This window comes from Rhodococcus sp. IEGM 1370 (genome assembly GCF_033142325.1).
Classification (GTDB): Bacteria; Actinomycetota; Actinomycetes; order Mycobacteriales; family Mycobacteriaceae; genus Rhodococcoides.
The window spans coordinates 105,370-124,205 of sequence record NZ_JAWLRY010000010.1 but is presented as its reverse complement, the minus strand read 5'-3'; the positions used below and the strand labels follow the sequence as shown (position 1 = coordinate 124,205).

Sequence of the window (18,836 nt, the reverse complement as noted above, 5' to 3'; positions counted from 1 at the left end):
GTGGCAGGATTCACGGAAGAATCGAACAGGCGGTCGGGCCGCACGGGATTCTCGATGAAATTGCAGCCTCGTCTGCTCGCCGATCTGGCGCGATTGACCACAGCACTCGACAGCTCCACCGTCGACCTCGCACAACTGGTGGACCGACTGTCCGCGGATATCGACGCGGCCGTATCGGCCGTGGTCTCGATAACCCTCACCGTGATCGTCGAGGGTGAGTACTTCGAGGTGTCGGCGTCGACCGGGAACAGTGCCGACCACGAGCCGGCATCATCGCTCAGGCTCACCCTCACCGACCCGCTCAGCATCGGGACCGAGAAGTATCTGCTCATTCTGTCCGGCACCGCAGGCGCTCTCGTGGACTTCGCCGCCGATGTGAGTTTCACACTCGGACTCGGCGGCGACTCCGCAGTTCTCGATCGACACCTGCGCGGTGCGGGCGAAGAGGGGTCCGCTCACGCGCTCGCGTCGGTGAGCGAGGTGAATCAGGCGATCGGAGTGCTCATCGCCGGCGGGCGCAGCGCGGCGGAAGGCCGTGCCGAACTGCACCGATTGGCAGCGCAATCCGGGACGCCCACAGCCGAAGTGGCTCGAAGAACCCTGCGTGACGCACGCGGATGGTTTCCGCCGCAGGGTTCCTGACCCACAGTGTCACCGCCGGGATTCAGCGGAAACGATGCTCGATGACGCTGCGAGGCAACTGCAATGGGCTCGGGTAGGCCACGAGAACCCTGTTGCCGTCCGGATCGCACCCGTGGACGAAACTGACTCCGTCGGCTGTGTGAATGTACGTGGACGGATAGTGCTTGCGGAGCCGAGCCCCGATCTCGTTGAGTGACTCGGCGCGTTGAGCCGACCACATGATCTCGCTGACTCCCAGAGCTGTCACCGGTCGCGGCAAAGACAGTGGGTCGGCGTGCAGATAGATCTGAAAGCCGTTTCGCGCCAGCAACAGTGCGGCGTCCGCTTCTCGGAGGGAGACGGTGAACTCGAACACCGAGCAGTAGAAATCGATGGACCGCTCGAGTTCCCGCACCCTGATCAGCGCCGATGCCACGGCCACCGTCGCAATGTGCGACGGTGTGGGCACGGCGGCCCCGCTAGTGATGGTCCCTCGCATGAACCACCAGCACTGGGCAATGTGCATGCTCCGCGCACTGCGAGCTGACAGATCCGAGGAGCAGTCCGACGAATCCGCCGTGCCCTCGGCTGCCGACAACGAGAATCTCGGCGTCATGGCTGGCCTCCAGCAGGACTTTTGCTGCAGAACCCTGTCTCACAACCTGTTTCAGGCCTGCGGGCAGATCGGTGCCGAACGCAGCAGCGGTAGCCTCGGCGAGAATCGTCTCAGCGTTCTTCGCGGGCTCGACCTCGACGACATAGCCGGTGTCCATGTACGGCTGGTACTGCCAGACAGTGACTGCCTCCAACGTGGTCGACAAGGCGGTGGCCAACTGCTGCGCACGTTGCAGGGCGAGGATCGACGAAGGTGATCCGTCGACTCCCACCACGATGGGTCGGCCGGTCGGCTCGGTGTCGGTCATGAGGATGGGCCTTTCTCGGGTGATGAATCTCTGTCGACGGCGGAGGTGGAGGGTGAAAGCCGTTTTGCGAGGACACCGCTGATGTCTCCGGCCCACTCGTCGACCTCGGCGCGTGATCTGTCGTCTCCGTCGCCGGCGTTGATCATTCGGACCACCGCGCGCTCGAACAACGACAACGTCGATCGATCGAGCTTGCCGCCGAACACCTTGTGTTCGATTGCCCAGGACGCCTCGCTCCACTTCGACTTCGCAGTGGGCGGTGTCCCGCTACCTATGGGCCCGCTGGAGAACAGCCACACCGGCCTGGTCTCGAGTTCGGATTGCTCACGGGCGACGAGCGATCGGGCATCACCGAGCCAGCGGCCCATGTAGACGCCACTCCCGAGTACGACGGCGTCGTATTCGGCGATGCTGTCCACATCGGCTGCGTCGCGGACGTCGACCGTGGCCGCCGTGGCGGTGTCGGACAGTCTCGCGGTCAGCGCCGAGCCCAACCACTGTCCGAGCTCGCGGGTGGAACCATGACGGCTTGCCGTTGCGATCAGGATGCGCATGATGCCTTCTGCTTTCATTCTCGAGGTTCGGCGTTCGGTCAGCAATGGAGTTGTGCTGTCAAGAGATCCACGGACTTGCGGTACTGAGCGAAGTCGATATCGCCGCGTGCGTACCGGGCGGCGAACAACTCCTCCAACGTGTCGGGACCGGCAACGGCGCGCGCTCTTGCCCAGGCGGGAGTGCGAGCACCGGACCGCAGCACTGCGAGCAAACACAGTGCTGCGACAGCGAAAGCGAATGTGAGGGAGAGTGTCATGCCGGTCGGTCCTGTCGGTGGTTGCTCGTGAGGATCACTGACGACGACTCTGCCGCGCGGGAGCGCCTGGAAACAGGGACTTAGGACCCTCACCGGTCGCCGAAGGTGTTCGCCGTGAGCGGCCGAATGGATCTGCACCACCGGGTGTTCCGCCGTCCGACGCCGGTCCCTGGCGATTGGGTACTTCGTACCCTTCCGGGCCCGGTCGACGCCTCGATAGCGTGCAAGGGGACTACAGAACACCCCACAGAGAAGGGCCCGTCATGACAGGAGCAACATCGAGCGACACAGATCAGGCCCGATACTCATTGCCCTCCGACAGCGATCGACGACTGACACTGACCCCACCGGACCCGACGGTCCGATCCGCCGGCGAGGTTGACGGTGCCTGGCTCTCGGTCAGTGACGACCTCGACTTCGAGGCACCCGAGCTCGTTGCCGCCCTCGCTCGGCGACTCGGTCCGATCGATCGAGTGCTCTACCGCCTCGACGAGTGGCAGAAGGCACCCCGGCGCGTCACCGTAGGCGCACGAAGCATTCACCTGGACGGCTACCGGTTTCAGCCACATCACACACTCGGTGTTCGCACTCGCGACGGTGACAGTGTGACGCTGCTCGTCGTCCCGCCGTTGATGAGTGGGCCTGCGGCGCAGGTACTGCTGCACAGTGCCGGTGAGCGCGGAAACACCGAGACGGTGCAACAGTTGCTCGGATTGACGTTGACCGACGCCTCCGGCGGCAACAGCGAAGACAAATGACAGTTCTGGTCCCGACCGAGGACGGCCGCAGCCTCGAAGTACTCGATACAGGGCCGGCCGATGCGCTTCCACTTGTCTATCACCATGGCACCCCGCAGGGTGCAGTACCGTTCCCGACGCTCGAACGGGCCGCTGCTGCACAGGGATTGCGGGTCGTCTCCTACTCGAGGCCGGGGTACGGAGCATCCTCCCCACGTCCGGACGGTGCGACCACCGCTACGGTGGCGGACGACGCCGCCGACACGGCGGCAGTGCTCGACCACCTCGGCATCGGCGAATTTCTGACGATCGGCTGGTCGGGTGGCGGGCCGCGTGCATTGGCCTGTGCGGCAGTGCTGCCCGGGCGGTGCCTCGCTGCCGCCTGCTGCGTCGGGATCGCACCCGCCGCCGACTACGACGGCGACATCCGCGACGGAATGGCCGAGGAGAATATCGACGAGTACACGGCCGTGTTCGCCGGCGTCGAAGCCTTGGAGTCGTTTCTCGATATCCGAAAAGGGTTCTTCGGTGTCACCCCGGACCAGGTAGCGGCAGGATTGGGAGCGTTGGCTCCACCGGTCGACCGCGCCGCGCTGACCGAGGAACTCACCGAGTACCTCGCCGCATCGGTCAACGCGGCCGGACGTCAAGGCATCGTGGGCTGGCGTGACGACGACCTGACCCACACGCGCCCATGGGGATTCGACCTGAGCGAGATCAGCACACCGGTGTCGATATGGCAGGGCAGTCTGGACACGATGGTTCCGTTCGCCCATGCTCGTTGGTTGGCGGCGAACGTCGCAGGAGCGCAGGCCCATCTGATCGAAGGAGAGGGACACATCTCCCTGATGAGCCGGGTCAACGACATTCTGGACGATCTCCGCCGACTGGGCGGGGTGTTCTCGAAAGGTTAGGCGTGTTGGGCCGTCGCAGCATTTGCTGCGATGGTGCGCAGCATCTTTCTGCTCATGACGAATCCGATTGGCTCGACGAAGTAGCGCCCGAAGACCAGGCGACTCTTCAATGTTGCAGCGTGCGAATATCGTCCGCGCTCGATCAGTCGAGTTCTTCCACCGGGCAGGGCGCGCAGATGAAACGACCAGAGCGCTCGATCGGCCGAGTCGGGGTCTGCACCCAGCAGCACGAAGGCGGTGCCGTCGTCGATCAGCGTCACCGCCAGAGGTGGTGACTGCGGATGCAGGAGCACGGAGTCGCCGACCTCGAGAGTCTGGAATCGAGGGTCGATCCCCGTTGCCGAGGTGATGTTGCAGCCGACCAGGTTCTCGAGTCCGCGATAGCTGTAGAAGCCTGCACGTTGCTGACCGAGCTGAATCAACCATGGCCACACGAGATCAGGCGTCGTGTCGACATCGATTGCATGGGTGTATGTCCACGCCGGGTGTGGCACGCTCTCGTCACCGGGCAGTGTTTCGTTCACCTCGGCCGGCGTCGCGCCCCACGTCGTGCGCCACTTGCGCAGAGGAATCGAGGCCAGGACGTGGAACGCGATGAGGCCTGCGCCACCGGCCGATTCGGCGAGTTCGTTCATGGTGATTTGTCCCCCTGTTGTGAGATCGATGTCAGGCATCGCGTCGGCGAAGGAGATATGCCGCGAGGGCGAGCAGCAGGACCGTCCACAGCGCTGCGACTCCGAAACCCTGCCAGGGAGTGAGCAAGTCGGAGGGAGCTTGCCGGGGTGAGGCGATCAGACTGCCGGCCTGCGAGGGCAGGTACGCCTGGATGTGCCGTCCGACGGTGCCGGGGATCAGTTGGGTGAGCGGTGCCAGTACGAGAACGAATCCGATCATGCCCGTGATGGCTCCCGCGGTGTGTCGGACGATGGCACCGACGGCGACCGCCATGGCGCCGAGCAGCGAAAGGTACAGGCCGGCACCGATCACCGCTCGCAGCACGCCGGGATCGCTCAGCGACACAGATGCTTTGGAGTCCATGATGGCCGAACCGAGGAAGAATGTGGGGAATGCCGTGATCTCGCCGATGACGAACACGACGGCCATGAACACACCGGTTTTGGCCGCCAACATCGGTATTCGTGAGGGCACCGCCAGCAGACTGGCCCTGATCGTGCCGCTCGAGTATTCGCTCGTGACCACCAGGACGCCGAGTACGCAGACCGCCAACTGGCCGAGTTGGAACCCTGCCCCCAGGATCTGGCGTGCCGGGTCTGTGACGATCTGAAGCTGGGAAACCGGATCGACGTTGTCCCAGTAGGCGACGGTGAACCAGGTGAAGAAGCCGGTGAAGCCGATGGTGAGGATCACCAGTGCGGCCAGGGACCAGATCGTCGATCGCAGTGAGATCAGCTTCGTCCACTCCGATGTCACCAGTCCGAGGACATCGTCGCGATGGTGTTCTCGCTCGGGGGGCTTGGTTGCGGTGCGCGGTGCGGTGATACTCATGATGTCGCCTGTCCGCGAGAGTGAGTGACGAGGGGGCGGTCGTGTTCGACGTCGTCGAGGTGGGTGAGGGTCATGAACGCTTCTTCCAGCGATGCCTCCTGCGGGGTCAGCTGATAGATCGCGATGTTCTGCTGTTGGGCGAGCTCCCCGACCTGGTGTGCCGAGAGATCGTGGACGGTGAGTCCGTCGTGGCCGAGTACGTCGGTGGTACCTCCGGCTGCGTCGACCACCGTTGCGAGCCGCGCAGAATCGGAGGACGAGACCAGCACCGACGCTCGACTGCTGCGGGCTATCAACTCCGCGGGCGTGCATTCGGCGATCAGCTTGCCGTGATCGATGACCACAAGATGGTCTGCGGTCTGAGCCATCTCGCCCATCAGGTGGCTGGAGACGAGGACGGTTCGTCCCTCTCCCGCCAGGTTCTTCATGAGGTTGCGCATCCAGTAGATGCCGTCCGGGTCCAATCCGTTGATCGGTTCGTCCAGAATGAGCACCGCTGGGTCGCCGAGCAGGGCTGCAGCAATCCCGAGTCGCTTCCGCATGCCGAGCGAGAACGATCCGGTACGTTCGCCGCTGACGTCGCGAAGCCCGACCAGCTCCAGAACATAGATGATACGAGACGTTGGAATGCGTTGCGTACGAGCCAGATACAGCAGATGGTTGTAGGCCGATCGCCCTGGGTGGACGGCCTCGGAGTCCAGCAGGGTTCCCACGGTGAGCAGCGGCTTGTTCAACTGGGCATACTCGACGCCGCCGATCAGTGCAGTGCCGGCGTCGGGACGATCCAAGCCGACGATCAACCGCATCGTGGTGGACTTGCCGGACCCGTTCGGTCCGAGGAATCCTGTGACAGTGCCGGGTTCGACAACGAACGACAAGTCGTCGATGACGAGCTTGTCGCCGTAGCTCTTGCTCAGTGCGCGTACTTCGATCGGATAAGGCATGGTGTTCGTTCCCCTGTGGCGGCGAGTCGTTCGGAGTGAGCAGAGGTGCGCTCAGGCGGCGGGACTGTGTTCGTCGACGCGGTGGACCTCGATGGTGCAGTCGTCCAGCACTGCGGCGATCGCAGCGACCGCGACGAGGACGGGTGCGACGATCGCGACCGCTACACCTGCGGTCACCGGTATCTCGATGACGGTGTGCCCCTGATCGTTCTTCACCACGATTCGCCGAATGTTGCCGTCGTGCAGCAACTTCTTGACCGTTTCGGTCAACTTCTCACCGCGAACCCGGAGAGTGTCGGTGGTCGGGGTGGATGGGGTGCTGTCGGATTCGCTCATGGCTACAGCCTGCAGTTCCAGGCTTCGCTCGCGTAGGGCATTTGTACCCTCGTTCGTGGGCGAACGACAGTCCGCGCGCGTTATCACTCGGGATCTGCCGCTGCCGTTGCGGTGATCCGCGCGAGGCGGCGGCCGGGCGACGGAACGACGGTGACCGGGCAGTGCGCACGCGCCAGCACCGACCGGCTGGTGGACCCGAGCATCATCTCTCCGTAGCCGCCGCGCCCGTGACTGCCGATCACCAGAAGTTGAGCGCCCTGCGCGTGATCGAGAAGAGCCTGCACCGGCCGGTCCTTCACCACCACGGTGCGCACCGACACCGTGGGATGACGACGTGTGTGCGGCTCGAGCATCCGGGTCAGTTGATCCGCCGCTGCGGGCCGATTGGCCGGCCATTCCAATCCTCGAATCGGAAGCCCGACCGTCAGATCCGCGTCGGACCAGCTGTGCACTGCCGTGAGCGGAGCCGACCGCACGGAGGCCTCCTCGAATGCCAGCGCCACCGCCGCCGCGCTCGCTCTCGTTCCGTCCACCCCGACGACCACCGGATGCGTCGTGTCCAGACCGTCGCCCGACCAGCCACGGACCACCGTGACCGGGCATCGAGCATGGGTGGTGACGGCGAAACCGATCGACCCGAGTGATCGTTGCTCGGCCCCGCCGAGACCGCGGGTGGCGATGACGACCATGCGGGCGGTGGTCGACAGGTCGAGCAACGTGGCAACGGCGGGGTTCTCGGACGAGACGGTGTCGATTCCGATCGGACCGGCTGTCGCGCTCACGCGGGACGCCAGCGCCCTGGCCTCGTCCAGAATCGCTCTGATTTCCGATCTCGATTGTTCGACAACGGGTTCGGGGAGTATCCCCACCCCCGTCAGCGCCTTCGGAAGTGACATCGCCGAGACGAGAACCAGATCGGACCTGTGTAGGTGTGCGTCGAGAACTGCCCAGCGCACTGCATCCAACGCTGCAGCTGATCCGTCGACTCCGACGACGGTCGGTGGTGAACCCATCGTGCGACCTCCTCGGTCGTGGTGTCGGAACATCCATCAGACGCCTCGCACAGCCTCGGGCGCGGCAGGACAACAACACCGACACGAAGGACTTTGGTCCATTGATTCGGTGACGAAAGGTCAGGCCGGCCGTACCTGCGACCCGTAGGCTCGGAAGTCGAGGCGCCCAGTGTGGACGCAGGTGAGGGGTGTCGCCGTGGTCACGGTGTTCTTGGTGGACGATCACGAGATCGTGCGGCGTGGTCTGATCGACCTGATCGACTCCGATCCGGACCTCGAGGTCATCGGTGAGGCGGGCAGTTGCGCTCAGGCGCTGGCCCGAATCCCGGCCCTGCAGCCGGACGTTGCCGTGCTCGACGTGCGCCTGCCAGACGGCAACGGCATCGAACTGTGCCGCGAACTCCTCGATCGCCTGCCGCTCCTCAAGACCATGATGTTGACCTCGTTCACCGAGGATCAGGCCATGCTCGACGCCATCCTCGCGGGCGCGAGCGGCTACGTCGTCAAGGACATCACCGGCATGGAGCTCACGCGCGCGATCAAGGACGTCGGGTCCGGTCGGTCGCTACTGGACAATCGTGCAGCAGCGGCGCTCATGGACAAACTACGAGCCGGAACGGCGACTCCAGGACCTATCGACCACCTCACCAGCCAGGAGCGCACGCTGCTGGATTTGTTGGGAGAAGGCCTCACCAACCGGCAGATCGCAGCCAGGATGTTCCTGGCGGAGAAGACGGTGAAGAACTACGTCTCTCGGTTGCTGGCCAAGCTCGGGATGGAGCGCCGTACCCAGGCTGCGGTGTACGCGTCGAAGCTCGCTGATACCGCTCCGTCGGCCGGACAACCGGGGTCGCGGGATGGATGACCACCGCGCGGAGACCACGTCCTCGTTGCCGCAGTTGCGACTCGGTGAACTGTTGGCCGAGGTTCAGGACCGGATAGGCCGAATCGCCGATGCCAGAGTCCAGGCCGACGGGCTGCTCGACGCCATGCTCGTCATCACCTCCGGCCTCGATCTGGAAGTGACACTGCGCTCGATCGTGGAATCGGCCGTCGATCTCGTCGATGCTCGGTACGGCGCACTCGGCGTTCGCGGCGACGGTCACGGCTTGAGTGCGTTCATCAATCACGGCATGGACGAGGACACGCGGGTGGCGATCGGCCCGCTCCCCACTGGGCGCGGGGTGCTCGGACTGTTGATCGACCAGCCGAAAGTGCTGCGCCTCGAGGATCTCTCGGCGCACCCGGAGTCGGTGGGATTTCCGCCGAATCACCCGCCGATGAAGACTTTTCTCGGCGTTCCGATTCGGGTTCGTGACGAGATATTCGGCAACCTCTATCTCACCGAGAAGAAGGACGGCAAGCAGTTCACCGAGGACGACGAGGTCGTCACGAAGGCGCTGGCGTCCGCGGCCGGCATCGCCATCGAGAACTCGCGACTGTACGAGGACTCACGGGTGCGCCAGGCTTGGATGGAGGCAACTCGGGACATCGGCACCGAGCTGCTCGCCGGGACGGACATCGACGAAGTGCTGCAGATGGTGGCGCGGAAAGCATTGCACCTGACCGGTTCCGATGCGGCGTTCATCGCGGTTCCCGAGGACGGCGACCAGCCGTTCGAGGATGTCACCGAACTGGTCGTCACGGTCAGCGAGGGGCTCGTATCCGATCGCATGATCGGAGCAGTCATTCCGATCGAGGGCTCGAGCTCGGGATCGGCATTTCGACGTCGAACACCGTTGCGCAAGGAGCGACTCGAGTACGGTGCCAAGGAATTGGGCTCGGCTTTCGGGCCCGCACTGATTTCACCCTTCCGCGTCGCCGAGGGCGTGAGCGGCGTCCTGGTCGTCCTCCACACAGAGGGGCGGGGGCCGTTCGACGATTCCCAACTCGAGCTGGTCTCGAACTTCGCCAATCAAGCTGCATTGGTGATGCAGATCGCCAATTCCAGCCGCCGGATGCACGAACTCGAGGTGTTGTCGGACCGAGATCGAATTGCCCGCGACCTGCACGATCACGTAATTCAGCGAATCTTCGCCGCCGGTTTGGCTTTGCAGAGCACTCTGCAACGCACCGAGTCGGAGGAAATCCGGGTGCGTCTGACCAGGACGATCGACGACCTGCAGGACACGGTGCAGGACATCCGGACGACGATCTTCGACTTGCAGAGCACGTCCCACTCGGCCACGCGATTGCGTCAACGCATCAATGCGGCGGTACTCGAACTCACCGAGAACGTCGATATCCGTGCCGTCGTGCGGATGTTCGGGCCTCTGTCGGTTGTGGACACCAAGCTCGCCGATCATGCCGTTGCCGTCGTTCGTGAGACGGTCAGCAACGTCGTCCATCATGCGCAGGGCGACACTGTGACCGTAACCTTGTCGGTGGGCGACGAGTTGCAGATCGTCGTGTCCGACAACGGGATCGGGATGCCCGAGGACACCACCGCCAGCGGACTGTCCAACCTCGGTGCCCGTGCTGTCGAATGCGGTGGGTCGATGAACATCGGTCCCGGCTCCTCCGGACGCGGAACCGATGTGACCTGGTCGGTACCGCTGCCCTGACGGGTGCAGTCGTTCGTCACCTGTTTCGGTGACCTCCGGCCGCTGCGTCGGGTGGGTGTGCGCTCGTAGCGTTCTCGGTGAAGGTGCAGAACCTATCTTCGCACCACCGAGAGGAACCCGATGAACAGTGCACACACCGCCGGACCCGTCGTGGTCGGTATCGACGGATCGGAGACCGCGCTCGATGCGGTCCGATTCGCCGTGCAGGAGGCACGTGGGCGGGGGACGTCGCTTCGTTTGATCCACGTGATCGCCGGCCACGCCGAGCCCGAAACCGTCTACGGCGCTCCGGATGTCGACGGCGACTATGCCCGCACGGCATTGAGTCGCGCAGCGCATGTGGCCGCAGCGATCGATCCGGCGATTGCCGTGGAATCGGTCGTCGTACACGGGCGGCCCGAATCGGTGATGTCGACCGAAGCGGGATCTGCGTCTCTGCTCGTACTGGGGACCACGACCGGCAGTGCAGTGACCGCCTGGGTACTCGGATCGATGGTCGGAGCCGTGGTCGAAGCATCGCCCAACCCCGTTGCGATCGTCCGGCACTTCGACGCCGAACGCCGCGGACCGGTCGTCGCGGCCCTGGGTGATGCCGACGTCTCACAGGCCGATGTTGTTGTCGCTCAGGCATTCCGCGAGGCGTCGATCAGGTCGGCCAGCGTGTTGGCGGTGCACACCCAGGCCGTCTCCTCCATTCTCGCGTCCGCCCTCAGTAGCCCCGGTGACGGGCTACACCCCGAATCGGCAATGGACGTTCGGCTCGAACCCTTCGGCGCGGACTACCCAGACATCCGCGTGGCGTCGGTGTACGCCGAGGCCGACTCGGGATCGGAACTGGTAGCGGTCTCCGAGACGGCTCAGCTGATGGTGGTCGGTCACGAGCGAGACAGAGTGCCGGGACGAACACTGACCGCCGTACTGCGGCATGCCCATTGCCCCGTCCTCGTCGTCCCGCACGCATGAGTACCTCGAGGCAGTCTCCGATCGTCGTCGGTGTCGACGGCTCCGGCTCGTCGCTCGACGCAGTCGGGTGGGCCGCTCATGCGGCCGAGTTGCGTGGGGTACCGGTGAAGCTGGTGTCCGCCTATCAAGTCAAGGCTCTGTACACCAGCTTCGTCGCGCTGCCGTCTCACATCGGCTCCGAGGAGCACAAAGCCGCCGAGTCGGTCCTGGCCTGGGCTTCGCTGGTTGCGCGACGGTCGGTGAAGGACCCCGACGGTCTCGAGATCGTGAGCGAATCGATTGTGGGACCGACGATCCAGGCCATGCTGGAGCAGTCCTCCAGTGCCTCGATGATGGTGGTGGGCTCGCGCGGCAACGGCGATTACTTCGCCGAACTGCTCGGCTCGGTGAGCACCGCGGTGGCCGTTCAAGCACACTGCCCGGTGGTCATCGTGCCGAAAAGTGTGGAGCTGCATTCGTCGGGAGGCCCTGTTGTCCTCGGAGTCGACGGGTCGCCGCACAACCAGAACGCCGTTCGGTTGGCATTCGACGAAGCCTCGCTCCGAGGAACGGAATTGGTTGCAGTGCACGTGTCGACGGACGAACCGATCTCGTCGCCCGACACGTCCGCGACCGACAGATCCGATGCGATCGTGTCGAACGGCCGAACCGTGTTGGCGGAGAGCCTGTCCGGCTGGAGCGAACAGTATCCGGACGTCGTGGTCCAGCAGAAAGTGCTGCGCGGCAATGTGGTTGAGAAGATCCTCGAGGTGTCACCGCGCGCCCAGGCCGTGGTCGTCGGTTCGAGCGGACGCAACGGTTTCAGCGACCGACTTCTCGGATCCACGGTCCGTTCACTGGCCCACCGCGTCGACTGCCCGTTGATCATCGCCCGCGGGTAGCTCGACGGGTCCGGCAGTCACGACCACCGCCACTGCCGGATCTCTGGGAGGTCCTCGAAATGCTCTCGGATGTAGGCGTCGTGTCGTGCCAGTTGGTCCTGGCAGTGTTGCCGCAGTTCCTCGGCACCGGCCGGCGTTGTGCGTGCCCGGTCGAATGCCGCGAGGGCGAGATGGTAGCGACTGATCTTGTTGAGCACCACCATGTCGAACGGTGTTGTCGTGGTGCCCTGTTCGATGAACCCGCGCACGTGGAACCGCTGAGCGTCCGGTCGGCCGTGCACCAGTTGGTGCACCGCACGGGGATACCCGTGGAACGCGAAGACCACATCGACCGAGGTGGTGAACAGGTCCGCGAACTGCTCGTCGGAGAATCCGTGGGGATGATCGCCGACGGGGAGCAGCGCCATCAGATCGACGACGTTGACCACGCGAACCCTGAGCTCGGGAGTCCACGTACGCAACAACTCTGCGGCAGCGAGGGTTTCCTCGGTCGGCACGTCGCCTGCACACGCCAGAACGATCTCGGGATCTTCCTCGGCGTCGACCGCTTCGGTGCCGGCCCAGTCCCAGCGGGACGCACCTGCCGCTGCATGCGCCCGCGCCTCGGGAAGCGTCAGATACTGCGGGTGACTCTGCTTGTCCACCACCAGAACGTTGACGTGACCTCGACTGCGGAAACAATGATCGGCAACCGCGAGCAGCGTATTGGAATCCGGTGGCAGCCACACGCGCACCATATCCGGTGCCAGAGGAATGACCGCGTCGATCAGTCCGGGGCCCTGATGGCTGAATCCGTTGTGGTCGTTGCGCCAACACGTGCTGGTGAGCAGCACGTTGAGCGAGGCGACGGGTGCCCGCCACGCGAGTGTGGCCGCGTGCTGAAGCCACTTGGTGTGCTGGATCAGCATCGACACGCTCACCATGGCGAAGGCCTCGTAGCTGGCAAACAGGCCGTGTCGACCCGACAGCAGGTACGCCTCCAGCCAGCCCTCGCACAGATGCTCGCTGAGCACCTCCATCACGCGACCGTCGGGACCGAGATCGTCGTCGAACTCGGTGGTCGGCAACTGCCAGCATCGATCGGTCACCTCGAACACGGCCTGGAGCCGGTTGCTGGCGGTCTCGTCGGGACAGAACAGGCGAAAGTTGCCGCCGCCGTGGGGTTGTGCGTTGTCGAGGTAGATATCACGCATCATCTCCCCGAGCACGGTGGTCGTCTCGTGCGACGTGCGCCCCGGGGACTCCACGGTGAGCGCATAGTTCTCCAGATCGCGAATGACCAAGGGCTGCAGAAGTAGTCCTCCGTTCGCATACGGCGTGGCACCGAGACGTTGGGTGCCCGACGGAGCGAGCTCGCGAATCGAGGCGACGGGAGCGCCGTTGTCGTCGAACAGCGATCGGGGGTCGTAGGAGAGCAGCCACTTCTCGAGCTGCGCCAGATGCGACGGGTTCTCGCGGACTCCGGACAGTGGTACCTGGTGCGCCCAGTGCGTGCCCTCGATGAGCTTGCCGTCCACCTCGTGCGGGCCGGTCCAGCCCTTGGGGGTGCGCAGAACGATTGCGGGCCATTCGATGTCGTGCTGTGGTTCTCCGTTGCGGGCGGCGTGCTGGATTGTCTCGATCGCGTCGTGAGCTCGGGTGAGGGCAGCGTGGAGCGCCGGGAACACCTCTCGTGGGTCGTCGCCTTCGACGAACAGGGGTGCCCACCCCTGGCCGCTCAGATAGTCGGCTACCGATTGATCGGTGCTGCGTCCGAGAACCGTCGGTCCGGAAATCTTTCCGTCGTTCAGATGCAGGATGGGCAAGACGCCGCCGTCGCGAATCGGATTCAGAAAGGCCGGGAGCTTCCACGAACCGGACAGGGGGCCGGTTTCGGCCTCACCGTCCCCGACGACACAGGCGACGATCAGATCGGGATTGTCGAACGCGGCACCGGCGGCGTGGACGAGGGCGTAACCCAGTTCGCCGCCCTCGTGAATGCTGCCCGGGGTCTGGACGCTGACATGGCTCGGAATGCCACCAGGAGTGGAGAACTGACGGCACAGCCGTCGGACGCCCTCGTTGTCGAGTGAAATGTTCGGGTAGATCTCGCTGTAGGTTCCCTCGAGGTAGGTGTTCGCCACCAACGCCGGACCGCCGTGGCCGGGACCGGTGACGTACAGCCAATCCGAATGGGTTCGACGAATCACCCGATTGAGGAGGGTGTAGATCATCGAGAGTCCGGGACTGGTGCCCCAGTGCCCGAGCAGCCTCGGTTTGATGTGCGCCACCTCCAGAGGACGACGCAGCAATACGTTGTCCTGCAGATAGATCTGCGCCACCGTCAGATAGTTCGCCGCAGCCCAGTAGCGCAGGTCGGCGTCCAATTCATCTGAGCTGTAGGAAGACTCGATCGACTCCACGCTCATCGATCGGTGGGAACGACGACGACGGGAACATCCACCGAATGCAACACCGCACGCGAGGTGGAACCGAGAAGCATCGATGCGAATCCACCCCGACCGCGGCTTCCCACGACGATCAACTGCGCTGCCTCCGACGCACGGACCAGCTCACGAACAGGCCTGTCCTGAACCACCACTCGATGGATGGTGACGTCCGGGTAGTCCTCCGACCAGCCGGCCAGGCTCTCCGCCAACGACGTCTTCTCGGCGAGTTCGGAATCGACCCACGGACCCTCGTCGTCGCGCGTCAACACGCTGCCGAGTTCGAGGTCGCTCCAGGCGTGTACAGCGACGAGGTCGACTCCGCGCAGTGACGCTTCCTTCAGAGCGAATCCGATCGCAGGCTGACTGTTGGCGGTGCAATCCACCCCGACGACAACCGGACCGTCGCTGACGATGTTCGATTTGACTACTGCAACAGGGCATTTGGCATGCGTGACCACTGCGGTACTGACCGACCCGATCAACCCGCCGGTGAACTCGCCCAGACCCCTCGACCCCACGACGATCATGGCGGGAGCGACGTCGAAGTGCGTCAGATTCCGTGCAGCAGAGCCGTGTTCGAGGCGCGTATCGAGAATCAGCGAATTGCCGGCGGCAGTCTTGTGCGCAACATCGACCGCTGCGGTCAGCACACGCTTGGCCTCGACGTCCGGGTCCGAGAATGCACCGATCCGGAGACTGATGGCATCCCCGTAGGTTCCCGGCGCGAACAGAGACGACGTGACCAACTCAAGCGGAGCGTGGCGTCGAACGGCCTCGCGCGTTGCCCAGCGGACCGCGTCGAGCGATGTGGCAGATCCGTCGACTCCGACGACTACCCGACTCGATGCATTCATGACGAATTCCCGTCCATTGACTTGCGTGTGCAGATACCCACCGAGCATGGCTCGGATCGGCTCGCCGCCGACAGAGGCGGAAGTCCTTCGGTGCGAGGCGGAAGTCCCTGCCGGCTACCCCTAGGGGGTATATCTTGCTATCGTCGGCGACATGCATCGAGTGATCCGACGCCGTCGCCAGGGCATTGCCTCGGCGGCCGGATTGCTGATCGCACTGACGATCTTCGGGGTGCTGCTGATGCACTCGGCGACGGCGACCGCGTCGGCGAGCAACGAACACGCTGCCATGGCGTCGGCGATGCACCATGAGGGGCCCGTGCAGGTGGCGGTCGGTGAACACGACTGCCCGGCGGCGCACCAGATGATGCATCCGTGCGCGGGAACCACGGTGTCGTGGGCTGCTCTGTCGGTTCCGTCGACGAGCGTCGACATCGGCTACTCGCTGATATCGGCGGACGGCATCGGTGGGCGCACCGACTCCATCTCGGAGCGTGCTCCGCCGTGGACCCTCTGGGAGCTGGACAGATCGGTGACCTTGCGAGTGTGACAGGGAGCCCGGTGAACGTACGACCACCGGCGGATTCACTCATCCCTGTATTTCGCACTCGTTCAAGGAGTTTCACATGCGTACAACACTCGTCGCTTCGCTGGCTGCTGCCACCGTGAGCGCATTTCTCGTCGCAGGCTGCAGCAGCGACACCTCCGACTCGTCGATGGACGGCCATTCGATGGGCTCGTCGAACTCGTCGTCGGCGTCATCGACCCAGTCCGACGCGTCGGCAGAATTCAACGATGCGGACGTGATGTTCGCGCAGATGATGTACCCGCATCATGCGCAGGCGGTCGAAATGGCGGCAATGGTCCAGGGCCGCACCGACAATCCGGACGTCGTGGCGTTGGCGTCGGCTATCGAGGCCGCGCAGCAACCGGAAATGGACCGGATGACCGCCTGGCTTGCCGAATGGGGTCAGCCCGCGCCCTCGTCCGACATGGGTGAGATGGGCGGAATGGACCACAGCTCGGGCATGGGCATGATGACCCAGCAGGACATGGACGCGTTGAGTGCGGCCACCGGTGCCGAGTTCGACCGCCAGTGGCTGACGATGATGATCGAACATCACGAAGGCGCGATCGAGATGGCGAACAGCGAGATCGCGGACGGGTCGAACACCGACGCGCAGGATATGGCCCGCACGATCGTGGCCACGCAGCAGCAGGAAATCGACACCATGCGGGCGCTGCTCGGCTGACCCGGATCGACACCGAGGGCCGCACTCCTGACCAGGGGGTGCGGCCCTCGAGTAGGCTTGCCACTCGGAGAGTCCTTCTCTGCGGTCGGTCCGAGGGAGAACGTTCACATGGCACGTCCACGGGTATTGGTCATCGGCGGAGGATTCGGCGGGCTGCGCGCGGCCCGGCGTCTACGCGGTGAGGACGTCGACGTCACCGTGCTCGAGCGCGGCACCTCCCACGTCTTTCAGCCACTGCTCTATCAGTGCGCCACCGGTCTTGTGTCCGAGGGTTCGATTGCCAGTCCGCTGCGGCACCTGCTGCGTAAGCAGAAGAACGTGTATGTGGCGCTGGGTGAAGCGACCTCGGTGACCGCGGTGGGTGACGGTGGAGTGGTGACGGCCAGTCGGTTCGACGGCTCGACCTTCGAGCTGCCCTACGACTACCTCGTCGTCGCTGTCGGAATGCAGCAGGCCTATCACGGCCACGACGAATACGTGCAGTGGGCACCGGGGATGAAGACCCTCGACGATGCCCTCGCGATCAGGCGAAAGCTGATCTCTGCCTTCGAGATGGCCGAATCCCTGCCCACCGCCGAGGAACGCCGACCCTGGCTCACGTTCGCCGTGGCAGGGGGAGGCCCGACCGGAGTCGAATTGGCCGGTCAGATAAGGGAACTCGCCTCCAGGGCGTTGGCGAAGGAGTTCGACACCATTCACCCGTCGGAAGCGCGTGTGCTGCTCTTCCACGGCGGTGACCGCGTCCTCGAATCGTTCCCCGATTCCCTGACGAAGAAAGCGCAACGCACCCTCGACGCGGTAGGCGTGGAAACCCATCTCGGAGTTCACGTCACCGACGTCACGGCCACCGACGTCGAGGTCACGGCCAAGGCCGAACCCAAGACCGTCACTCGCTACGACACCCACACCGTGCTGTGGACCGCAGGCGTCGAAGCCGTTCCGTTCGTGAAACAACTCGCCGACGCGATGGGCGTCGAACAGGATCGCTCCGGACGCATCGCTGTGCAGCCGGACCTCTCGATCCCGGGACACCGCAACGTCTTCGTCGTCGGAGACATCATGTCGCTGAACAAGCTCGCGGGAGTTGCGGAAGTGGCGATGCAGGGCGGACGCGCGGCGGGCGCGGCCATCGCAGCAGACCTGTCCGGTTCTGCGCGAAAGGATTTCAAGTACCGAGATCTCGGCACCGCGGCCTACATCGCCCGCGGTCACGCACTGGTGCAGGCCGGGCCGCTGAAGATGTCGGGCTTCGTGGGTTGGGTGTCGTGGGGAGTTATCCACATCGCATTCCTGGCCGGCAACCGCAATCGCGTCGGGACGCTGATCAACTGGGCCGCAACCCTGGCCACCGGCACCCGACGCGAACGTGCCATCACCTACGGCGACCCGGAAACGGCGCGTAAGCCGTACAACTGAGCGAACGCCAACAACCAGGTGCGGGTCAGCCGATGCCGGGGATGAAGCCGGGGTAGACGAAGTGCCCGGGACCTCCGCCGGGCAGCAGTTGGCCCGTCGAACCCGGGTAGTTCATGTTCAGCAGAATCAGCTTGTGCGGGTTGCCATTCGAATCGGCCTGCCAGCAGGAGGACAGCACTCCGTGAAATCCGGTGCAGACGATGCGAGTGCTGTTGCCGTAGGGCGAGGTCAGTCGATTCCTGCTGACGAACGGATTCCAGTAGTCCAGGTCCTGTGGGGTGAGGAATCCGGTGACATCCTGCGGAGCCGACGGACTCGGATACGGCGGCGGAGTGGGCCACTCGTCGGCTGCGGCCGTTCCCGTTCCGAAGGCAGCGGCACCTGCAATGACGCAAGCAATGACAGCGGTGCGACGAAACATCTCGATCGACTCCTTCGCGGGACGGGCACCCAATAGACCACAGACACTCGTCTCGTGGGAACACCTCTGGGTCTGCGTTGCCGAGAGCATCACGATCGCGTCTCGGATTCGTCCGGTCCATAACGCTCGGGACGTTTGCTCGAGGTAACGTCACCTCATCTTCGGCCGATGTAGAGACTCGACCGGTGTAACTCGACGAAAAGGTGAAACAGCGTGCCACGATCTCGACGACACGGCTTCCGGCGAATCGGTT

General features: G+C 64.4%; 22 protein-coding genes. 10 read left to right on the top strand and 12 right to left on the bottom strand.

The features are described from left to right. Positions 1-54 precede the first annotated feature (54 nt). Complete coding sequence (locus R4P47_RS14730; RefSeq protein WP_317533785.1) at positions 55-642, top strand: hypothetical protein; 588 nt, start codon at positions 55-57, stop codon at positions 640-642. A 22-nt stretch (positions 643-664) separates the two neighbouring features. Here the strand turns inward: R4P47_RS14730 and R4P47_RS14725 are convergent, their stop codons facing one another. Genes R4P47_RS14725 through R4P47_RS14710 form a run of 4 tightly spaced genes read right to left on the bottom strand, consistent with a single transcriptional unit; the run spans position 665 to position 2,355 of the window. Further along, on the bottom strand, positions 665-1,090 hold the full coding sequence (locus R4P47_RS14725; RefSeq protein WP_283347464.1) for a VOC family protein: 426 nt from the start codon (positions 1,088-1,090) through the stop codon (positions 665-667). Between the two features lie 10 nt (positions 1,091-1,100). After that, the gene (locus R4P47_RS14720) at positions 1,101-1,544 is read right to left on the bottom strand and encodes a universal stress protein (protein ID WP_283347463.1); all 444 of its coding nucleotides are present in this window, start codon (positions 1,542-1,544) and stop codon (positions 1,101-1,103) included. Next, positions 1,541-2,098: a flavodoxin domain-containing protein gene (locus tag R4P47_RS14715; protein WP_283347462.1), complete on the bottom strand. Its 558-nt coding sequence runs from the start codon at positions 2,096-2,098 to the stop codon at positions 1,541-1,543. The genes R4P47_RS14720 and R4P47_RS14715 overlap by 4 nt, the downstream gene beginning before the upstream one ends. 38 nt (positions 2,099-2,136) lie before the next feature. Beyond that, positions 2,137-2,355 (bottom strand): hypothetical protein, encoded by a 219-nt coding sequence (locus tag R4P47_RS14710; RefSeq protein WP_283347461.1) that lies wholly within the window; start codon positions 2,353-2,355, stop codon positions 2,137-2,139. Between the two features lie 263 nt (positions 2,356-2,618). Between R4P47_RS14710 and R4P47_RS14705 the strand changes: the two genes are divergently transcribed. Together R4P47_RS14705 and R4P47_RS14700 are read left to right on the top strand one after the other, a co-directional pair. Then, on the top strand, positions 2,619-3,113 hold the full coding sequence (locus R4P47_RS14705; RefSeq protein ID WP_283347460.1) for a DUF5994 family protein: 495 nt from the start codon (positions 2,619-2,621) through the stop codon (positions 3,111-3,113). Further along, on the top strand, positions 3,110-4,006 hold the full coding sequence (locus tag R4P47_RS14700; protein WP_283347459.1) for an alpha/beta fold hydrolase: 897 nt from the start codon (positions 3,110-3,112) through the stop codon (positions 4,004-4,006). Before R4P47_RS14705 ends, R4P47_RS14700 begins: the two co-directional genes overlap by 4 nt. On the opposite strand, the gene R4P47_RS14695 is transcribed toward R4P47_RS14700, so the two are convergent. The 5 genes from R4P47_RS14695 to R4P47_RS14675 form a co-directional block, all read right to left on the bottom strand. Next, positions 4,003-4,641, bottom strand: coding sequence for a hypothetical protein (locus tag R4P47_RS14695; protein WP_283347458.1), 639 nt, complete (start codon positions 4,639-4,641; stop codon positions 4,003-4,005). The genes R4P47_RS14700 and R4P47_RS14695 overlap by 4 nt on opposite strands. Positions 4,642-4,672: 31 nt before the next feature. Continuing rightward, a complete protein-coding gene (locus R4P47_RS14690) occupies positions 4,673-5,512 on the bottom strand; it encodes an ABC transporter permease subunit (RefSeq protein WP_317533783.1) in 840 nt (279 codons plus the stop codon). Continuing rightward, positions 5,509-6,456, bottom strand: coding sequence for an ATP-binding cassette domain-containing protein (locus R4P47_RS14685; RefSeq protein ID WP_317533782.1), 948 nt, complete (start codon positions 6,454-6,456; stop codon positions 5,509-5,511). The genes R4P47_RS14690 and R4P47_RS14685 overlap by 4 nt, the downstream gene beginning before the upstream one ends. A gap of 51 nt (positions 6,457-6,507) precedes the next feature. Then, positions 6,508-6,792, bottom strand: coding sequence for a DUF4342 domain-containing protein (locus R4P47_RS14680; RefSeq protein WP_149407413.1), 285 nt, complete (start codon positions 6,790-6,792; stop codon positions 6,508-6,510). An 83-nt stretch (positions 6,793-6,875) separates the two neighbouring features. Continuing rightward, a complete protein-coding gene (locus tag R4P47_RS14675; protein ID WP_188078788.1) occupies positions 6,876-7,805 on the bottom strand; it encodes a universal stress protein in 930 nt (309 codons plus the stop codon). A 196-nt stretch (positions 7,806-8,001) separates the two neighbouring features. Between R4P47_RS14675 and R4P47_RS14670 the strand changes: the two genes are divergently transcribed. The 4 genes from R4P47_RS14670 (at position 8,002) to R4P47_RS14655 (ending at position 12,213) form a co-directional block, all read left to right on the top strand. Next, a complete protein-coding gene (locus R4P47_RS14670; RefSeq protein WP_068055658.1) occupies positions 8,002-8,670 on the top strand; it encodes a response regulator in 669 nt (222 codons plus the stop codon). Next, entirely contained in the window at positions 8,663-10,369 is a 1,707-nt protein-coding gene (locus R4P47_RS14665; RefSeq protein ID WP_149407411.1) for a GAF domain-containing protein, read from the top strand. The genes R4P47_RS14670 and R4P47_RS14665 overlap by 8 nt, the downstream gene beginning before the upstream one ends. 120 nt (positions 10,370-10,489) lie before the next feature. Further along, complete coding sequence (locus tag R4P47_RS14660) at positions 10,490-11,332, top strand: universal stress protein (protein ID WP_149407410.1); 843 nt, start codon at positions 10,490-10,492, stop codon at positions 11,330-11,332. Then, a complete protein-coding gene (locus tag R4P47_RS14655) occupies positions 11,329-12,213 on the top strand; it encodes a universal stress protein (protein WP_149407409.1) in 885 nt (294 codons plus the stop codon). Before R4P47_RS14660 ends, R4P47_RS14655 begins: the two co-directional genes overlap by 4 nt. Before the next feature lie 17 nt (positions 12,214-12,230). Here the strand turns inward: R4P47_RS14655 and R4P47_RS14650 are convergent, their stop codons facing one another. Continuing rightward, complete coding sequence (locus R4P47_RS14650; RefSeq protein ID WP_149407408.1) at positions 12,231-14,621, bottom strand: phosphoketolase; 2,391 nt, start codon at positions 14,619-14,621, stop codon at positions 12,231-12,233. Continuing rightward, positions 14,618-15,496, bottom strand: coding sequence for a universal stress protein (locus R4P47_RS14645; protein WP_094687135.1), 879 nt, complete (start codon positions 15,494-15,496; stop codon positions 14,618-14,620). Before R4P47_RS14645 ends, R4P47_RS14650 begins: the two co-directional genes overlap by 4 nt. A 151-nt stretch (positions 15,497-15,647) precedes the next feature. On the opposite strand from R4P47_RS14645, the gene R4P47_RS14640 reads away from it, so the two are divergent. The 3 genes from R4P47_RS14640 (at position 15,648) to R4P47_RS14630 (ending at position 18,162) form a co-directional block, all read left to right on the top strand. Continuing rightward, on the top strand, positions 15,648-16,043 hold the full coding sequence (locus R4P47_RS14640) for a hypothetical protein (protein WP_149407407.1): 396 nt from the start codon (positions 15,648-15,650) through the stop codon (positions 16,041-16,043). A 76-nt stretch (positions 16,044-16,119) separates the two neighbouring features. Beyond that, a complete protein-coding gene (locus R4P47_RS14635; RefSeq protein ID WP_149407406.1) occupies positions 16,120-16,746 on the top strand; it encodes a DUF305 domain-containing protein in 627 nt (208 codons plus the stop codon). Between the two features lie 108 nt (positions 16,747-16,854). Next, positions 16,855-18,162, top strand: a complete 1,308-nt coding sequence (locus tag R4P47_RS14630) for an NAD(P)/FAD-dependent oxidoreductase (protein ID WP_149407405.1) — start codon at positions 16,855-16,857, stop codon at positions 18,160-18,162. A 25-nt stretch (positions 18,163-18,187) separates the two neighbouring features. Here the strand turns inward: R4P47_RS14630 and R4P47_RS14625 are convergent, their stop codons facing one another. Further along, positions 18,188-18,583, bottom strand: coding sequence for a hypothetical protein (locus tag R4P47_RS14625; RefSeq protein WP_149407404.1), 396 nt, complete (start codon positions 18,581-18,583; stop codon positions 18,188-18,190). Between the last annotated feature and the right edge of the window lie 253 nt (positions 18,584-18,836).